The following is a 15,626-nucleotide window of genomic DNA, read 5'->3' as shown; positions in this document are numbered from 1 at the left end:
GGGGCACTGGGTAGTATGGTTCTGGTGGTGAGTCAGTGTGGATTCCCGCCTTCGCGGGAATGACGAGAATTAAGTCGGGAATGACGAGAATTAAGTCGGGAATGACGAGAATTAAGTCGGGAATGACGAGAATGAGGAGAGAGTTCCCATGCTCTGAGGTCGTCATTCCCGCGAAGGCGGGAATCCAGCGCCAACGGTGGTTCTCTGCCTTCTTGAGGATGACAAGGCCAGGGGGGCACCGGGCAGTATGGTTCTGGTGGTGAGTCAGTGTGGATTCCCGCCTTCGCGGGAATGACGAGAATGAAGTCGGGAATGACGAGAATGAAGTCGGGAATGACGGGAGTTAACTCGTTCCCACGCTGGAGAGAGTTTTGCGACACCCCACCCTCTTGGCTACGGAGACAGGAGTCCGGTCCACTGCCACCAGGTCATGGAGAAGAGTACAAAGGTCAACAGACTGGCCAGGGTCAGCAGCAAACCGATCCGGGCAAATGTTTTGGCCTGGAAGGTGCCTGTTGAGTAGGCCACCATGTTCTGGGGTGAGTTCACCGGCAGAATCATGCCAAAGCTCACGGCAAACAGTTGTACGAGCACCAGCCCCATGGCGTTATGTATCATGCTGTCTGGCAGAGTGTCGGTAAAAGCCAGGAATACCGGCAGTAATGCTACGGTCAGGCTCATTGCCGAAGCAAAGCCCAAATGCATGACCACAGTAAACAAGGTCATGACGAACACTAGCAGGGCCAACGACATAGTGTGAATTTCCATGGATGAAAAACAGCGTTCTGCCAGCCAGGCAGCGGCGCCTGTACTCACCAGTTGCTGACCCAGACTGATGCTGATGCCAAACATGACGATGACGCCCCAGGGAATGCGCTTCTCAATATCTTTCCAGCTCTCAAAGACCCCAATTCCGGGCAGCAGCAGACAAACGGACATCAATAACATGGTGGCTGGAACAGTAATGTGGTGAAGCGTGCCCTCGGTCACCCAGAGGCTGATCAGGAGAACGGTAAAAAGCGCCAGCTTTTTCTGTCGGGAGGACCAGGGGTCGGAAGAGGTGTCCAGGCATTGGCTGATGTCGTCTTTTAAAGAGTGTCCCCTGACCTCCGTTTTCAAAATAAAATACAGGATTACCGTCATCAGGGCCGACCAGGGACCGGCATGGATCAACCATTGAATCCAGGTCATGGTGAAGCCACTGTGTTCATGCATCAACTCAAGACCCGCCACATTGTGGCCGGTGGCTGTCATGACACCAACGTTCCATATTGTGCTGACCTGGGCTGCGCCCATAATTAATACCGCTGCCAGACGGCTTTTAGGGTCCAGGCCCAGTGTGGCGATCACCCCTGCCAGAATAGGAACCTGAACGGCTGTACGTCCGGTGGGTGAAGGAATCATAAACGAAAACACCACGCCGACCAGAAGGCAGCCCGCGATAATAGCGCCGGGGCTGGGGCGAATGCGTGACAGAATGGTCAGAGCGATACGTTTGTCCAGCTCAGTGGACTGCATGGCGGCGGCCATGATCAGTGCACCGGCTATAACAATGATGCTGGGCGATGAAAAGCCTTTCATGGCCAGTCCCAGTGCTTTACTGGTACCCAGGACTGCACCGGTTTCACTGTTGGGGACAAGACCTGTCAGCAGGGTAATCAGTGCTGCAATAAGCAGGGCACTGATAGGATAAGCCAAAGCTTCTGTTACCCAGAGAATGACCGCCATAACCAGGATGCCCAGCATAATCTGGCCATAAGCAGTCAAGCCTTCAAGAGGCAAAGAGATTACCAGAAGGAGTGCACAGAACGACAGGGGAACAGCCAGTCTTGCAGTCCATTGTTTCATTGCAGTAGCGTTTTCCAGATGGCTGGACATGATACAACCTCATTCAATTATTAGTGTTCGTAGGAGAGGAACCCTAAAGTCTAATAAAGGATGAAGTTCTTGCAGGATTAATCGTCTTCAAAAACGAATTTTTTCAGTAATAAGTACTTTTGTACCATATCTTCTGCGTCTTCCAGCAGGTTTTCAGCGTCCTTAAGATGACCCTCAGGGGCGTAGTGCTCCGACAACTTTTCAGTGAGCGCCTGACACTGGAAGATATGTTCTCTGGCCGAGGTCTGGTTAGCTTCGGGAGACATTGTGTTTTTCACGGCTGCGGGGCCAATGGCCGTTATGGTGAGCATGCTGTTATCAGCCTCAAGGGTCTCAACGGCGGGATCAAGAGCTGTCTTTTCCGGTGCAAAAGTAGACAGGGAATCCAGTCTCAGTTGTTCCGGTTGGATGTCCCGTTCAGGCAATTCTATTTGCACCGCTACCGCTTCAAACCAGACCGCCAGAATCTGCTGACGAATGGCTGCTGCCTCTTCGGGAGTTGCGTCATTGTGTTGCAGGTAAGCATCGGCAATTTCAAGAAACTGGCACAGTTGGGCAGGTAGTTCCATGTCAATCTGGATGACGTGCCGGTTTTCACTGTGAAAGATTTTCAACGGTACCGGTTCATTCACTATTGAGAGGCAGAGCTTTTCCAATTCGCCCGTGATTGGATATTGGCTGTTGTTGTCGAAATCTTCCTTCCTTTCGATCAGGATGAGTTGGAACCTGTTCAGGATGTTCTCTCTGATACCGGGAGGGACAGGCGCCTTATGACCCAGTCTCTTCTGCATATTCTTGGCCAAAGACTGGCTGAATGACGAGTCGGTAACCATCATCTTGAAAGGGCTCTTTAGCGCAGGTTCATTGCGAGCGGAAGACAGGGGCAGTGAAAATGCACACCGACAGGCTAAACGCTTTGGCGGTCTGGCTTGCCCGTTAGTCCCGGCCTTATGGGCTTTATCATCGACGGTTTCTGTTGCCAGATATTCAGCGCTGGGAGCATTAGGCTCTGACCGGGCATTGATCAGGAGGTCTGCAGGGACTTTGTTCCTGTCGCTGTTCTGTTCGCTCTGATGTTCCAAATGAACAAGATATTTTGCATTTTGCTGATCAGGCGCTTCAATATCGACGACCCGGGCATTGGTGACCGTTTTAAGGGGCGAGGACTCAGGCTGGGCCATCTCAAGGACCTGTTTCCAGAGAGCCTGATGCAGGGTGCCCGCTGAAATTTCACCAAACCCGTCCGGGTGCAGCAGACCTGAGCTGCTGTCATTGTTTTGTGGAGAATGGTGTTCAGAGGCTGGCGGGCTTGTAAACAGCAGGTCAAACTGTCCACCGAGATGAAAGCGTAATGCTTCCATCCATTGCGGGTCGAGCCGGACTGTCTCGTTGGCAGCAAAGATGGGTTCCGGGTTCAATAACAGGGTAACATCGGCGCCTGCTTCAACCTGCGTTAAGGCCGCCAGCAGTCCATGGATGCCGGAACCATCGATGATGACTTGTGGGTGGTATTCTGCTTCCTGATGTTTATCCAGAATCCAGCCATTAAGGGAGGCGTTGATGGCCGGGCTGTCCAGACTGGCAAGATCATAAAGTTTCGATAACGTTTGCCTGGAATACCTGTCTGGCCAGTTACGCCCGTCCAGCAGCAGGGAGTCTCCCCACTTTTTTCCAAGCCGCTGCGCTATTTCCAGTTTCTGCTTTTTGGCTGCGATAATCGCCTGTAATTCTTCCCCGGTGAGTGTTATTCCATCTTCGATTTTCTTTCTGATTGCAGCAGGATCAACCTCTTCCAGCTGGTCAACCAACTGAGCAAAGGACTCATGTTCGGTGCTGTAGGTTAATAATTCGTTCTCTAACTGTGCCCTGACATCCACCAGTTTTGCCCTGGCTTCCAGAGGCTGGTCACTTTCATCGGGATCTTCGATTTCAAAGCCCAGCTCTTCCATTAATTCGTCGGTATCTTTAACCTGCTCGAGAAACTCCAGCTGAAATGCTTCGATTTTTTTAGCCGGATCGCCGTTGGGGTAGGGCACTTTTCGGAAAGCGAGTTGATTGATATCCCTGACCAGATGTTGGGTAAGGTTGAAACGCATGGGGCTGCTGATTTGACTGATCTCATCCGTGCATTCAGTGAACGCTTCGGGCGACAAGTCGGCTTTCAGCATGCGAACCGCCTGCCACATTTGCTCGGTTTGCCGTTTTCTGTATTGATTAGACAGACCAGCAGCGGCAAAGCTTTGCTCCAGCTGCGTTTTTAATTCATCCGAGTCGTCAGATGTGTGTTCTTCGAGAAACACACAGGTGTAGTACAACCAGAGAAACTGATCTGCGTCGGCAAGATTGATTGCAGGCAGCTTTGTCTCCAGCTCTTTTCGAGCCTCTTCGAGCATAATCCGGGGCACTTTCGGAAAAATGACCGGGCGTTCAAGCGAATCCTTTGGGACCAGAGTGATAGGTCCTGATATCACGGAAACCGGAGCCTCAGGTGGGTCTTCCGGCAATTCCACCGGTGTCGGTATGTAGGGGATGTCGCCGGTGATGGGTGGAGAGTCTGTGGTTTCAGACGGCGGCTGAAGCACAGGCGTTGCTTCGAAGTCTATCGGTGTTGATAAACCCGGCTGTTCGGCCTCTTCAGCGGGTGGAGTGACAGTAATGGTCGGTGGCGTAAAGGGAATAGCAGGGATTTCCGGAGGTGTCCTTTTTTTAACCTCTCTGGCAGGGCCACTGCTTTTCATGGCATCGGCAAACCGGTGCCTCTTCGGGTTGCCGGACACCTCTCTGATCCGTCCTTTGAAGTTCATAGCGTCCAGCAGTTTGACTTTTCTTTTTGGCAGAGGTTTGCTGGTAACGGGCTCTTTTTTTTGGTCAGGGTGTAACATCAGTTCAGGGTTTTTTTCTATTACTTTGGCTTCCCTTTCCGAAAAAAAGACGTATCGACCGGCTTTGGCGCCTTCAAAGACCTGTTTTCGCAGAGATAAGCTAGTCTCAGGCTTGCGAATAACGTCGATGATCATTTCCCTGAGCGTTCTTTCAGCCTCTTCGTTCCTCCGGTGTAACAGTTTCCAGGGGCCTTTCTTCAGAAATTCTTTTGGGGAGGTCTCTACAACGGGTCGACCATCCCTGTCCATAGCGACACGACAGGCCCGACCTTCCTGAGTGGCCTGGTCGATGAGCCCCAGATGATGGCTTATGTGTTCTTCTATGCTGGGCATGTCAGTCTCTGATGCTTCCCTGATTGACCGGGAAAGTCTTTTTTCGCTCCCGGGAGTCTGCAGGATGGAATCCATCAATTTAATTAGCGGCACGGAATCAGGTCGGTAAAGAGCAGATTTAAACGACCAGTAATTTTTGGTTACTGGTTTCGGCTATGCAACTGTTTAGCCTTAACCTCTACAGGACAGGCTGGTAGAATCCTCAACCCGTTCATCTGGCAAAACGCTTTATGGTCAGGGTGCCTGAATATGACCCAAACAATCGGACTGGTGCTGGCGGGTGGCCAGTCTACCCGAATGGGGCAGGACAAGGCTCGCTTGCTCTGGCAGAACATTCCCCTGTTTCAGCATATGCAAAATCTGCTGTTTGAGTCGGGTATCGATAAAGTACTGCTCAGTGGTGACCAGTTTGGCAGCAGGGCGCTGGTGGATAAAATCCCTGGCAGGGGACCTCTTGGCGGTGTTCATGCGGCTATTGACACTCTACCCGATGGTGTGAACCTTTTAGTGGTACCGGTGGATATGCCTTTATTACCACCGGAAGCCTGCAGGAAGCTGGTATTATCTATAGCTGAGCTGGGCAGGGCGGTTATGTTTGAAACCTTTTCCCTGCCACTTATTCTGCCTGTCGACAGCCAGCTTCGAAGTGCCGTCGATAATGCGCTGAGCAGTCAGGATCACAAAGACTATTCTCTTGGGCGGCTGTTTGATCGTCTGCAGGGGGTGGCTGTCCCACTTCCTGACCCAATGGCAGTGCATTTCCAGAACACCAATACCCCCGATGAGTGGCATCGCGCCCTGACAGCCATGAACGGGGATAAGCTTGAGTAATGATTAACGGTATCAACGGAGACACGATGGCTCATAAGCAAGTAACTGAATTTGTACCCCTGAATATTGCGGTACTCACTGTTTCTGATACCCGCACAGAGGAAACAGATACCTCCGGCCACCTGTTGGTGGATAATGTGACCGCCAGCGGTCATAAACTGGCTGACAAAGTCATTGTCAAAGACGACATCTACAAGATTCGTGAAGTTGTATCCCACTGGATCGCCTCGGATCATGTTCAGGTCGTTCTGGTGACTGGCGGTACAGGTTTTTCGGGTCGTGACAGTACACCGGAAGCCTTACTCCCCATTTTTGACAAAGAGGTAGACGGTTATGGCGAGCTGTTCCGGCAACTCTCCTATGAACAGGTGGGTACCTCTACCATTCAGTCGAGAACCGTTGCCGGCCTGGCCAATGGCACTATCATTTTTGTGATGCCGGGCTCCAACAATGCCTGCAAGACTGCCTGGGAAGGTATTATCAGAGAGCAGTTGGACCGTCGTCACCGCCCCTGCAACTTTGTGGAGCAACTCAAGAAGGTTGAAGGCTGATGTCGCTGACCCATACCAACGACGAGGGCAAGGCCAGCATGGTGGACGTGGGTGACAAAAATGTCACCCGGCGTGAAGCCAGGGCAGAAGGTTTCGTGGTGATGAAGCCGGAAACACTGGCATTGGTGGCCGACAATGGTCTCAAGAAAGGCGATGTCCTGGCGGTAGCGCGCATTGCCGGTATTCAGGCTGCCAAACAGTGTGGCAACCTGATCCCTCTGTGTCATCCGTTAATGCTTAACTTCATTGGCGTAGAATTTGAACTTGAGCCAGAGCAACACCGCATTCGCATTGAGACCTGCTGTCGTCTGAGCGGTAAAACCGGTGTTGAAATGGAAGCACTGGCAGCAGCTTCTGTGGCAGCTTTGACGATCTACGACATGTGCAAGGCGGTAGATAAGGATATGTGCATCGAAGGTGTGCGGGTGCTTGAGAAAAGCGGTGGCAAGGGTGGTCATTACAAAGCGGGATAAAGGGCTGTGGCAACAGTTGAAGCTGCCACTGGTTTGCGGGTTTTAGTTAACAGGTTGTCGTTGCCGGATTAACAATTCCAGTTGTTCAAAGCGTTCAGTGAACTTGGCATCCATCTGCTCCATGCGTTCGCTGAATTTTGAATCCATCTGGTCCATACGTTCGGTGAATTTTGAGTCCATCTGGTCCATGCGTTTGGTGAATTTTGAGTCCATATGATCCATGCGTTCATTGAGCTCAGTGTTCATTTGATTAATTGTTTTATCCGTTTGATCCATACGCTCGGTGAATCTGGCATCCATTTCATCAAAGCGTTTGTCGGTTCTCATAAAGCCGGCATGGGTTGCAGTGGTTAACGCATTGACATGTTCCTTAACCGACCCAACATCATTTTTAACATCAGCAATGTCGTTGATAACGTCTGCGACATCAAGCTTTAACCCGGTGATATCACTCTGATTGGTCAGGGCGATATTTTTGATTTCTGCACAGACCTTTGCGAGGCTATGCACGTCGGCGTCCAGGTTTTTATGTTGTATTTCCAGTATGTCGAGTCTGGCTTCGATGGGTGACATAGATACAGCCTTGTTTAAGTAGAACATTATTGAGTAGAACTCTCAAAGTAGCAGACTTTTTCCAGAGGAGAGTGAATCCGGTGATTAAGGTTCTTTTTTTTGCCAGCTACCGGGAAAAGCTGGGTACAGACAGACTGGAGCTGGCAGAGATTCCAGAGAATCTTTCTGCACTCCGAAGCCTGCTCTCTGAAAGGGGGCAAGACTGGCAGGAAGTCGTCAATGACTCACGCACCCTGGTGGCTTTGAACCAGACCATGACCCGCAAGGATTTTGCAATAAAAGAAGGCGACGAAATTGCTTTCTTTCCCCCCGTCACCGGAGGGTGATCATGATCTCAATACAGAAAGACGACTTTGATCCGGGCTATGAACAGGATCAGCTCAGTAGCAACACCGGTACCGGGGCGCTGGTGACTTTCACCGGACTGGTGCGGGATGAAAACCTCGGGGATGATGTGGGGGGGCTGTACCTGGAACATTATCCGGGTATGACCGAGAAGGCGCTTCAGGAAATTATTGATGAAGCCGCTGAGCGTTGGCCACTGCAAGCCATAAAAGTAATTCACCGGGTCGGACAGCTGCAGCCGGGTGACAGAATTGTTTTTGTCGGTGTGGCCAGTGCCCACCGCAAAGCGGCCTTTGAGATCTGTGAGTTTGTTATGGATTACCTGAAAACCCGCGCTCCTTTCTGGAAAAAGGAAACCACGCCAGAAGGTGATCGCTGGGTAGATGCGAGAGAGTCCGATGAACAGGCAGCAAAACGCTGGGGACAGGAGTCGTTGTGAAATATTGGCTGGGTATGCTGACACTGTTGTTGAGCATAAGCGCAACCGCCGCCAATCTTCGAGTGGCGGTATCGGCCAATTTTAAACCTGTGCTGGAACATCTGGCTGAACAGTTTATGCGTCAGACGGGCCACAGGGTCAGTATCTCTTCAGCGTCGACCGGCGTGCTCTATCACCAGATTATGCACGGAGCACCTTTTGATCTTTTTTTCTCAGCCGATCAAACCAGACCCCTGAAGCTGGAAAACAATGGCAGGGCGCTGCCAGACAGCCGCAGAACATACGCCTATGGACGTCTGGTGCTTTGGGATCGAACAGAACATAAAAGCCCATTTGCCATTGAGCAGCTCAAAGACTGGCAAGGAAAACTGGCTATTGCCAACCCCGCAACCGCTCCCTACGGACTGGCAGCAAAACAGTCTCTGGAAAAATCGGGTTTATGGCAGAGTTATCAGGGGCGGCTGGTACAGGGCGCTAACATTCAGCAAACCTGGCAGTTTGTTGCCAGCGGTAATGTTGATATGGGACTGGTTGCCTTATCTCAGTTGTCAGGAAATGAGCTGAAGCGAATCACCTATGTGCCAGACAGGCTTTATGATCCGGTTCGTCAGGATATGGTGATACTGAAAAGGACAGAGCATAAAAAGATAGCTCAGGCGTTTTCGACGTTTGTGTTGTCTGTCTCGTCCCAGAAATATATTGCAGAGCATGGCTATTTTCCAGCCATCAAAGATAGGGCGAAATAATGCTGACCACAGCCATCTGGCTGACCATTAAACTGGCTCTGACGACAACACTGCTATTAATGCTGGTGGGTGTGCCTCTGGCCTGGAAACTGGCCAATATGAAAAGTCGTTTTCGGCCTTTCATAGAAGCTTTTGTGGGGTTGCCACTGGTACTTCCGCCGACAGTACTCGGTTTTTATCTGTTAATCGCCTTCTCGCCAGACAATACTCTGGGCCAGTGGTGGGTTGATTTAACCGGTTCTACCCTCGCATTCAGTTTTTCAGGGTTGGTGGTTGCCTCTGTACTGTATTCGTTGCCGTTTGTCGTACAACCTCTGCAAAGAGCGTTTGAGCAGCTGGATTATGGTCTGCTTGAAGCCGCCTCCATGTTAGGGGCTAGTCGGCTCGACCGGTTTATGAATGTGGTTCTGCCTAATTCTCTCAGAGCACTTTTGCTGGCTGCCTGCATGGGGTTTGCTCATACTGTGGGCGAGTTTGGTGTGGTGCTGATGATTGGCGGCAACATTCCCGGAGAAACCCAGGTGTTGTCCATTGCCTTGTACGATGCGGTGGAAACTCAACAGCTGGATCAGGCACACGCTATGGCAGCGGGTTTGTTAACCTTTGCTCTTGTGATGCTGGTCGCCCTCTACAGCATTGATAAGCGACAGGTGTCTGGAGTGAGTAGCCATTGATGTTGAAACTGGATATTCAACTACCCCGGGATCGATTTGATCTTTCCATCAATACCTCTCTGGGGCTGGATGCAGTCTGGGGCATCATGGGGGCTTCGGGCTGTGGTAAAACTTCTCTGCTCAGAGCCATTGCCGGTCTGGAAAAACAGGCGCAGGGTCGGATTCAGTTTAATGAACAGGTCTGGATGGACAGCGCACAGGGTATTTTTGTGCCCCCGGAACAACGTGGGATTGGTTACATCTTTCAGGAAGCGCGTTTATTTCCACACTTGAGCGTTCTGGGTAACCTGCAGTTTTCCATGAAGCGCTCAAACACCGATCGACAGGGATTAACCTTTGCAGAAGTCGTCGATCAATCAGGCATTGGTTACTTGTTAAATCGCGGCGTTGAAACCTTGTCCGGCGGCGAAAAACAGCGTGTAGCCATTGCCCGTAGTTTGTTGAATGCGCCACAGGTGCTGTTAATGGATGAGCCTATGGCATCTCTGGATTGGGATTCCAGGGCAACGATATTGCCTTGCTTAAGAAGTATTCATCGGGATTTTAATATCCCCATCATCATGGTCAGCCATTCAAGAGAAGAGGTGGCTCGCCTGACGGACAAGGTTTTATTACTGCACCGGGGCGCTGTGACCGGCAAAGACCAGAGCCAAAGGTTGCTAAACAGCGCACTGGCCGTAGATGATCAGCATGAGCCACTGTTATCCATGCTGGAAGCAGAAGTGGTTGATCATGATAAAGACTATGGGCTTACCGTTCTGAATGCGGAAGGCCATAAGCTGCATGTTCACGAGTCGGGGTTGGCGTTGGGGGCCAGAGTGCGAATGATTGTCCCTGCCCATGAAGTAAGTATTGTTCTGGAAGATTTTTGCGACACCAGTGTTTTGAATCGTTTGCCGGTGGTGATTGATTCAATACAAACAAGAGACGACTGGCATCAGTTAATTACATTAAGTCTGGGTAAGCAGACATTAATGGCCCTGGTGACACGAAAGTCGGTGGATCGGTTGGCGCTGAAAATTGGCATGAAGGTGTTTGCTCATTTTAAGGCTTCGGGGTTGGAGGTGGTTTGAGGTTAAGACGCACTAAATTCAGAATGAATGACTATAATAGCTACTTTTATTGTTCGCAGCGAGTCAACTCTATCTGTAAATTAACGTCCATACTTTTGTGAAGGATCCTGACGATTGAAACCCCACCCTTTGGTTTAATTCGGTAATAAATAATATGGCTGCCTTGGGGGAATTTCTTGTAATCCGTTCGAACATGGTCGCTTGGGCTGCCAGAGTCAGGATGTTTAGCTAATGTATGGAAGGTTTCATCCAATTGTTGCAGATAAAGATTTCGTTGAGCTTTCCCCCATTGTTTGGAGGTATATCGAGCGATGCTCAGCAAATCGCTCTTGGCTTTTTTGGTTAATACAAACGCTGGCTGCATGTTAATTGAGCTCGTTGTCCAACTCATCAATTATTGAGTCCAGATTGTAGTCTGCATTTCCACTCTCTTCGCCTTCTATCAATAACTGTCGCAGCGTTTCCAGTTTTGTTTCGCGGTTTTCAAGCAGTCTGAGACCAGCCCTGATTACTTCGCTGGCAGAGCTATAATGACCGCTATCGATCTGGCTGGAGATAAAGCCATCGAAGTGATCTCCAAGAGTAATGCTGGTGTTTTTAGCCATCTTGCTGGTTCCTGTACCAATATATACCCGATTATGGTATCAAATGGTCTGGTGTCAAGTTCCATCAATGATTCATTCTGGTTTGTGTGACTGTTCTCAAATCCCAATGTCCGGGTCAGAGCACTGTGGCATGTGAAAGTAATAATTGATCAGAAAGACACTAACAATAGTAGTAATCAGACCTCCAAAAGTAATCCAGAGCTGTCGGCTCAGTAAAGCCAGTTCACTGCCAATCTCAGCTCTCATTTCTTTCATTTCAGTTATTTTCCATGCGCAGTTCGTGAATGGATTGATGAGTTTTTTCTCGTAGAGTTACGGAATCAGCCTGAAGTTTATTGTGACCGGCATGCATTTCTTTTCGTAGATTTAAAATATCAGCCTGTAGTTTATTATGACCGGCGTACATTTCTTTTCGTAATAGTGCAATACTACGTTCTAAATCAAGTTTGACTTGCAGGATGTTTTCCCGAAGCACCAGAATATCTTCTTTTGTGGCCAGATTTTAAGGGAGCCTTCTAGTGACGAACTCCAAGGCTATATCCTCGTCCATACCCATTCTTTTGAGTTCTTTAAACAGGGCATTTTGCACAGGTGGGCTCCTCGTTGGTCTTAAACGGATAGCGGGAGGAACTATAGTTGAAACCCTTCTCTTTGCCAGAATTCTGTGTGGTTCAGGGGCTGTCTTTTACCAGACAACTAAACGTCAGAAACCGTCTTTCTTGTCAAGCTTAAAAAAGTTGACCAAAACAACATAAATACACCAGAAAAAGGTTGCTTTTTTCGTTGTGGAATATATCGTAATGCTCTAAGGATTTGTCCTTATCTGTGTGCGGTCTCTGCAGTTGGATAAGGTTGATGTACCACTTTCGCACAGGGTCTCAGGACAGAAAGTTTTGCATCAAAAAGCTCTCAGCGAGCAGTCAGGAAGACATTACAGCCATGAGTGGTTATTTTTTTCATCGTATTCTGCCCATCAAACAATGGACTGGATGAAAGAGTATTTATGGACGCGTCACTGTCGGGTGCAGTGGGTAGACTGAGCAGACCAGGGCGGCCATGCGTCGTTTTTGGCAGGTGCTTACGCTCCGCAGTGGCTTAATAATGAATAATAAAAATGTATGTCCTCAGGGGGCTAGGAATAATGAACAAACAACAAAGTGGTTTTACGCTGATTGAATTGATGATCGTTGTGGCGATTATTGGGATTTTGGCGGCTGTGGCTTTGCCTGCTTATCAAACTTACACTGCACGTGCTGCATACTCTGAAATAATTGCTGCTGCTGGACCTTCCAAGACAGCTGTAGAAGTGTGTGCTCAAACAGGGCGTCCTGCTGACTGCTCTCAGCTAGCAGCTACAGAAATCCTAGCTACTAGTAATGCTACGTCATTAGTAAACTCAGTTTTAATTGGTGGTGCATCTAATTCCGTTACCATCACTGTGACTCCAACAAATGGTGTCAATAATATTTCCTCTGCGACAGACTATATTCTGACTGGCTCAGTTTCGGGTGGGCGTGTCGATTGGACTGTTAGTGGTGGTTGCACGACTGAAGGCTTCTGCTGATTTCTTCTCTAGGGGGCTTTCGCCCCCTTTTCGCTTTTTCTGAATTAATCTTTTTTGTAGAATTACATGGCTTACTTTAAAGCTAATACATCAAATATAGCCGTTACTTTATTTGGCTTTCATTTCCTGCTCTTTATGCACTTAGTTCTTCCAAATGGTGGTGGAAGTGACTTGTACCTACCTCAAAACAGTTTTGCTTGGATTTTTATCTCACTGATTAGCTTCTTAGGTATTGTTTGTGTTTTTAGAAAGCAGAAATTAGAGTATACAAGGGTTTTGCTTATATTTTCTTTTGCTCTTGTAATCTTAGTTGTGCCAGTTTTTTATAAACAAAGCAGTGGCCTTCCAAACCGGCTTATTGCAATGGCTGCGTTATTATTTTTCTACTTTTCATTGGTTCAATTAGAGCTTAATAGAAAGCATAAGCTCGTCATTCTTTACTTTATTCTAATATCAGCTACGTGTCAGTGCCTTTATGTGTTCTTCGAGATTGTTAAGCCTATCCCTGAAAGTCAACTTTACGGCTACAAATACTCAATAAGACCGGGTGGAGTCTTTCAGCAACCCAATGTTTTGGCAAGCTATTTAGCGTCTTCAATACCTCTTTCAATTATTCTAATGTCATTCAGCCAGGGAGGTGAAACGATAAAAAGAGCGTTGGTGCTAATTACCGTTTTTATGTCCAGCTTTGTGCTTTTTGTCCTTCAATCAAGAACTGGCCTAATAGGAGCTTCACTAGCTTTTATTCTTTCAATACCTTTGTTGATAATGAAGAGTAGGAAACTTACAGGACTGATAGTTCTATCCCTCTCACTTGGAGTGACAGCTGGTCTACTAGCGGACATTAAAGAGGGAGTAAGATCGGCTGAGTCATTTCAGCGGATTGAACATAGATTGAATTTATACTCAGCTTCTTTTGATATGATTCTTGAAAAACCCTTTACAGGCTTCGGTTACGGAAACTTTGAGCGTTCCTATAGAGAGTTTATTGCTGATAATAGAGAGAATTATAACGAAGAAGTTATTTTTAAGACTGTGTTTTCTCACCCTCATAATGAATTTCTTTATTGGGGGATAGAAGGAGGTGTTCTATCTATCATTGCTTTGTTAGTATTGGTTATTGGTGGATTTTACCTGCTTAAAGGAAAAGAATGGAGTTTGATCCTCGCCATAATGGGGCTTTTTTTTCCTATTGCTTTTCACACGCAAACAGAGCTTCCGTTTTATTTGTCTATCACTCACGCAATTATATTTTTATTCTTTATTTATTGTTTCGACTTTAAAGTGGAAAGGGTTTTCTTTTGTATAAACAAAAAATTAAAACTGTTATTATATCCTTTACCAGTCTTTTCAGCTGTCTTTATGTTGAGCAATTTGTATACGATCTATGTATTCTATGAATATGAGCGTAATGGGAAAAAAGACCCTTCCGTCCTATCGAAAGTTGTGAACCCGATGACTCTTTCTCTAAAGTTTGAAGGTGAAGTGAACTATTTGATGTTGTATAAGGCGTTGAAAGACAATGATAGGATGAATTTATTTAATTATATTTCATGGTCGGAAAAAGCTTTAAGTAAGTGGCCAAGAAAAGGGATATACATTAATAGAATCGTAGCTCTGAAAGCGCTTGGTAAAATAGAACAGGCAAAGATTGTTGAGAATGAAATGAAACATTTATTTCCAGAATAAATAGGACACCCACATTTATATATGGGTGTCCTTGAGTCCGTTTGCTTTATCGAATGAAATAAATAGGACACCCAGAATAAATAGGACACCCACATTTATATATGGGTGTCCTTGAGTCCGTTTGCTTTATCGAATGAAATAAATAGGACACCCACATTTATATATGGGTGTCCTTGGGTCCGCTTGTCCTGAAATAATCTGGGACACCCACATTTATTTGTGGGTTTCTCATCAAGCGAATAATCTGAGACACCCACATTTATTTGTGGGTTTCTAAATTGAGTAATTTAAGACACCCACATTTATATATGAGTGTTCTTGAATCCCCCATCCTTGAATCCCCCAGAAAGCCGAACTATTGAATCACTATTGCCTGCTTTATTTGATGACAAAAGGCACACATTCGCTATACTTCTCTCATGAAACGCTTTAACTGGAACCCTCAGAAGAATCAGCAGCTGATCCGCGAACGGGATCAGTCTTTCGAGGAAGTCATTTTCCACATAGAGAATGGTGGCCTACTGGATGACATCGTCCATCCTAATCCGCAAGCGTATCCGCATCAGCGGATCTTTGTGGTGAATGTACAGGGTTACGTCTGGCTGGTGCCCTATGTGGAAAGTGAGCAGGAGATCTTTTTGAAAACACTGATTCCCAGCCGCAAATTTACCCGTGACTATTTGGGAGATCGATCATGAAAAAAACGACATTGGATAACGAGGAGCAAACGTTGCTCAATGCCCTTGAACAGGGTGAGTATGAGTCTGTGATGACCCCTGAGCGCAAGACGACGCTGGAAGCCATGGCCAGTGAGACGTTTAAAAAGGATAAGCGTATTAATATCCGCATTTCCCAACATGACCTGATGGCGATTAAGTCACGGGCCCAGCGGGAAGGGATTCCATACCAGACACTGGTGTCCAGTATTATTCATAAGTATTTGTCAGGGGCTTTGCGGGATGTCTGACAA

The 15,626-nt window shown here is 47.8% G+C and carries 19 protein-coding genes; 12 read left to right on the top strand and 7 right to left on the bottom strand.

Annotated features, from left to right (window positions below; all coding sequences use genetic code 11):
• Positions 1–32: 32 nt before the first annotated feature.
• The 3 genes from P6910_RS20120 to P6910_RS20110 all read right to left on the bottom strand — a co-directional run bounded on the left by P6910_RS20120 (position 33) and on the right by P6910_RS20110 (position 5,168).
• Complete coding sequence (locus P6910_RS20120) at positions 33–380, bottom strand: hypothetical protein (protein WP_317143035.1); 348 nt, start codon at positions 378–380, stop codon at positions 33–35.
• A gap of 13 nt (positions 381–393) precedes the next feature.
• Positions 394–1,878 carry a DASS family sodium-coupled anion symporter gene (locus tag P6910_RS20115; protein WP_317143034.1) on the bottom strand — a complete coding sequence of 495 codons (1,485 nt, stop codon included), beginning with the start codon at positions 1,876–1,878 and terminating at the stop codon, positions 394–396.
• Between the two features lie 77 nt (positions 1,879–1,955).
• Complete coding sequence (locus P6910_RS20110; RefSeq protein WP_317143033.1) at positions 1,956–5,168, bottom strand: hypothetical protein; 3,213 nt, start codon at positions 5,166–5,168, stop codon at positions 1,956–1,958.
• A gap of 174 nt (positions 5,169–5,342) precedes the next feature.
• On the opposite strand from P6910_RS20110, the gene P6910_RS20105 reads away from it, so the two are divergent.
• The 3 genes from P6910_RS20105 to moaC are packed head-to-tail and all read left to right on the top strand — an operon-like array spanning position 5,343 to position 6,948.
• Complete coding sequence (locus P6910_RS20105; RefSeq protein WP_317143032.1) at positions 5,343–5,924, top strand: molybdenum cofactor guanylyltransferase; 582 nt, start codon at positions 5,343–5,345, stop codon at positions 5,922–5,924.
• Positions 5,925–5,950: 26 nt separating this feature from the next.
• On the top strand, positions 5,951–6,475 hold the full coding sequence (gene moaB / locus P6910_RS20100) for a molybdenum cofactor biosynthesis protein B (protein ID WP_317143031.1): 525 nt from the start codon (positions 5,951–5,953) through the stop codon (positions 6,473–6,475).
• Positions 6,475–6,948, top strand: coding sequence for a cyclic pyranopterin monophosphate synthase MoaC (gene moaC / locus P6910_RS20095; protein ID WP_410493844.1), 474 nt, complete (start codon positions 6,475–6,477; stop codon positions 6,946–6,948). The genes moaB and moaC overlap by 1 nt, the downstream gene beginning before the upstream one ends.
• A gap of 42 nt (positions 6,949–6,990) precedes the next feature.
• Here moaC and P6910_RS20090 read toward each other — a convergent pair whose 3' ends face one another.
• Positions 6,991–7,548 (bottom strand): hypothetical protein, encoded by a 558-nt coding sequence (locus P6910_RS20090; RefSeq protein ID WP_317143030.1) that lies wholly within the window; start codon positions 7,546–7,548, stop codon positions 6,991–6,993.
• 53 nt (positions 7,549–7,601) lie between these two features.
• Here P6910_RS20090 and moaD point away from each other — a divergent pair, with 53 nt between their 5' ends.
• From moaD to modC, 5 genes are read left to right on the top strand one after another with little or no spacing between them, the layout of a single operon-like run.
• Positions 7,602–7,847 carry a molybdopterin converting factor subunit 1 gene (moaD, locus tag P6910_RS20085; RefSeq protein ID WP_317143029.1) on the top strand — a complete coding sequence of 82 codons (246 nt, stop codon included), beginning with the start codon at positions 7,602–7,604 and terminating at the stop codon, positions 7,845–7,847.
• A 2-nt stretch (positions 7,848–7,849) separates the two neighbouring features.
• On the top strand, positions 7,850–8,305 hold the full coding sequence (gene moaE / locus P6910_RS20080; protein ID WP_317143028.1) for a molybdopterin synthase catalytic subunit MoaE: 456 nt from the start codon (positions 7,850–7,852) through the stop codon (positions 8,303–8,305).
• Positions 8,302–9,051: a molybdate ABC transporter substrate-binding protein gene (gene modA, locus P6910_RS20075; RefSeq protein WP_317143027.1), complete on the top strand. Its 750-nt coding sequence runs from the start codon at positions 8,302–8,304 to the stop codon at positions 9,049–9,051. Before moaE ends, modA begins: the two co-directional genes overlap by 4 nt.
• Positions 9,051–9,725, top strand: coding sequence for a molybdate ABC transporter permease subunit (gene modB / locus P6910_RS20070; protein WP_317143026.1), 675 nt, complete (start codon positions 9,051–9,053; stop codon positions 9,723–9,725). The genes modA and modB overlap by 1 nt, the downstream gene beginning before the upstream one ends.
• Positions 9,725–10,798: a molybdenum ABC transporter ATP-binding protein gene (gene modC, locus P6910_RS20065; protein WP_317143025.1), complete on the top strand. Its 1,074-nt coding sequence runs from the start codon at positions 9,725–9,727 to the stop codon at positions 10,796–10,798. The genes modB and modC overlap by 1 nt, the downstream gene beginning before the upstream one ends.
• A 46-nt stretch (positions 10,799–10,844) precedes the next feature.
• Here modC and P6910_RS20060 read toward each other — a convergent pair whose 3' ends face one another.
• The 3 genes from P6910_RS20060 to P6910_RS20050 form a co-directional block, all read right to left on the bottom strand.
• Positions 10,845–11,162 (bottom strand): type II toxin-antitoxin system RelE/ParE family toxin, encoded by a 318-nt coding sequence (locus P6910_RS20060; RefSeq protein WP_317143024.1) that lies wholly within the window; start codon positions 11,160–11,162, stop codon positions 10,845–10,847.
• 1 nt (position 11,163) lies between these two features.
• Positions 11,164–11,403: a type II toxin-antitoxin system ParD family antitoxin gene (locus tag P6910_RS20055; RefSeq protein WP_317143023.1), complete on the bottom strand. Its 240-nt coding sequence runs from the start codon at positions 11,401–11,403 to the stop codon at positions 11,164–11,166.
• A 256-nt stretch (positions 11,404–11,659) separates the two neighbouring features.
• Positions 11,660–11,878, bottom strand: a complete 219-nt coding sequence (locus P6910_RS20050) for a hypothetical protein (protein ID WP_317143022.1) — start codon at positions 11,876–11,878, stop codon at positions 11,660–11,662.
• A gap of 666 nt (positions 11,879–12,544) precedes the next feature.
• On the opposite strand from P6910_RS20050, the gene P6910_RS20045 reads away from it, so the two are divergent.
• The 4 genes from P6910_RS20045 (at position 12,545) to P6910_RS20030 (ending at position 15,623) form a co-directional block, all read left to right on the top strand.
• Complete coding sequence (locus tag P6910_RS20045) at positions 12,545–12,967, top strand: prepilin-type N-terminal cleavage/methylation domain-containing protein (RefSeq protein WP_317143021.1); 423 nt, start codon at positions 12,545–12,547, stop codon at positions 12,965–12,967.
• A gap of 66 nt (positions 12,968–13,033) precedes the next feature.
• Positions 13,034–14,656: a PglL family O-oligosaccharyltransferase gene (locus P6910_RS20040; protein WP_317143020.1), complete on the top strand. Its 1,623-nt coding sequence runs from the start codon at positions 13,034–13,036 to the stop codon at positions 14,654–14,656.
• A 419-nt stretch (positions 14,657–15,075) separates the two neighbouring features.
• Entirely contained in the window at positions 15,076–15,354 is a 279-nt protein-coding gene (locus P6910_RS20035) for a hypothetical protein (protein WP_317143019.1), read from the top strand.
• Complete coding sequence (locus P6910_RS20030; protein WP_317143018.1) at positions 15,351–15,623, top strand: CopG family antitoxin; 273 nt, start codon at positions 15,351–15,353, stop codon at positions 15,621–15,623. Before P6910_RS20035 ends, P6910_RS20030 begins: the two co-directional genes overlap by 4 nt.
• Positions 15,624–15,626 lie beyond the last annotated feature (3 nt).

Source organism: Endozoicomonas sp. 8E, from assembly GCF_032883915.1.
In the GTDB taxonomy this organism is placed as follows: Bacteria; Pseudomonadota; Gammaproteobacteria; order Pseudomonadales; family Endozoicomonadaceae; genus Endozoicomonas_A.
This window is presented reverse-complemented; position numbering and strand designations above follow the sequence as displayed.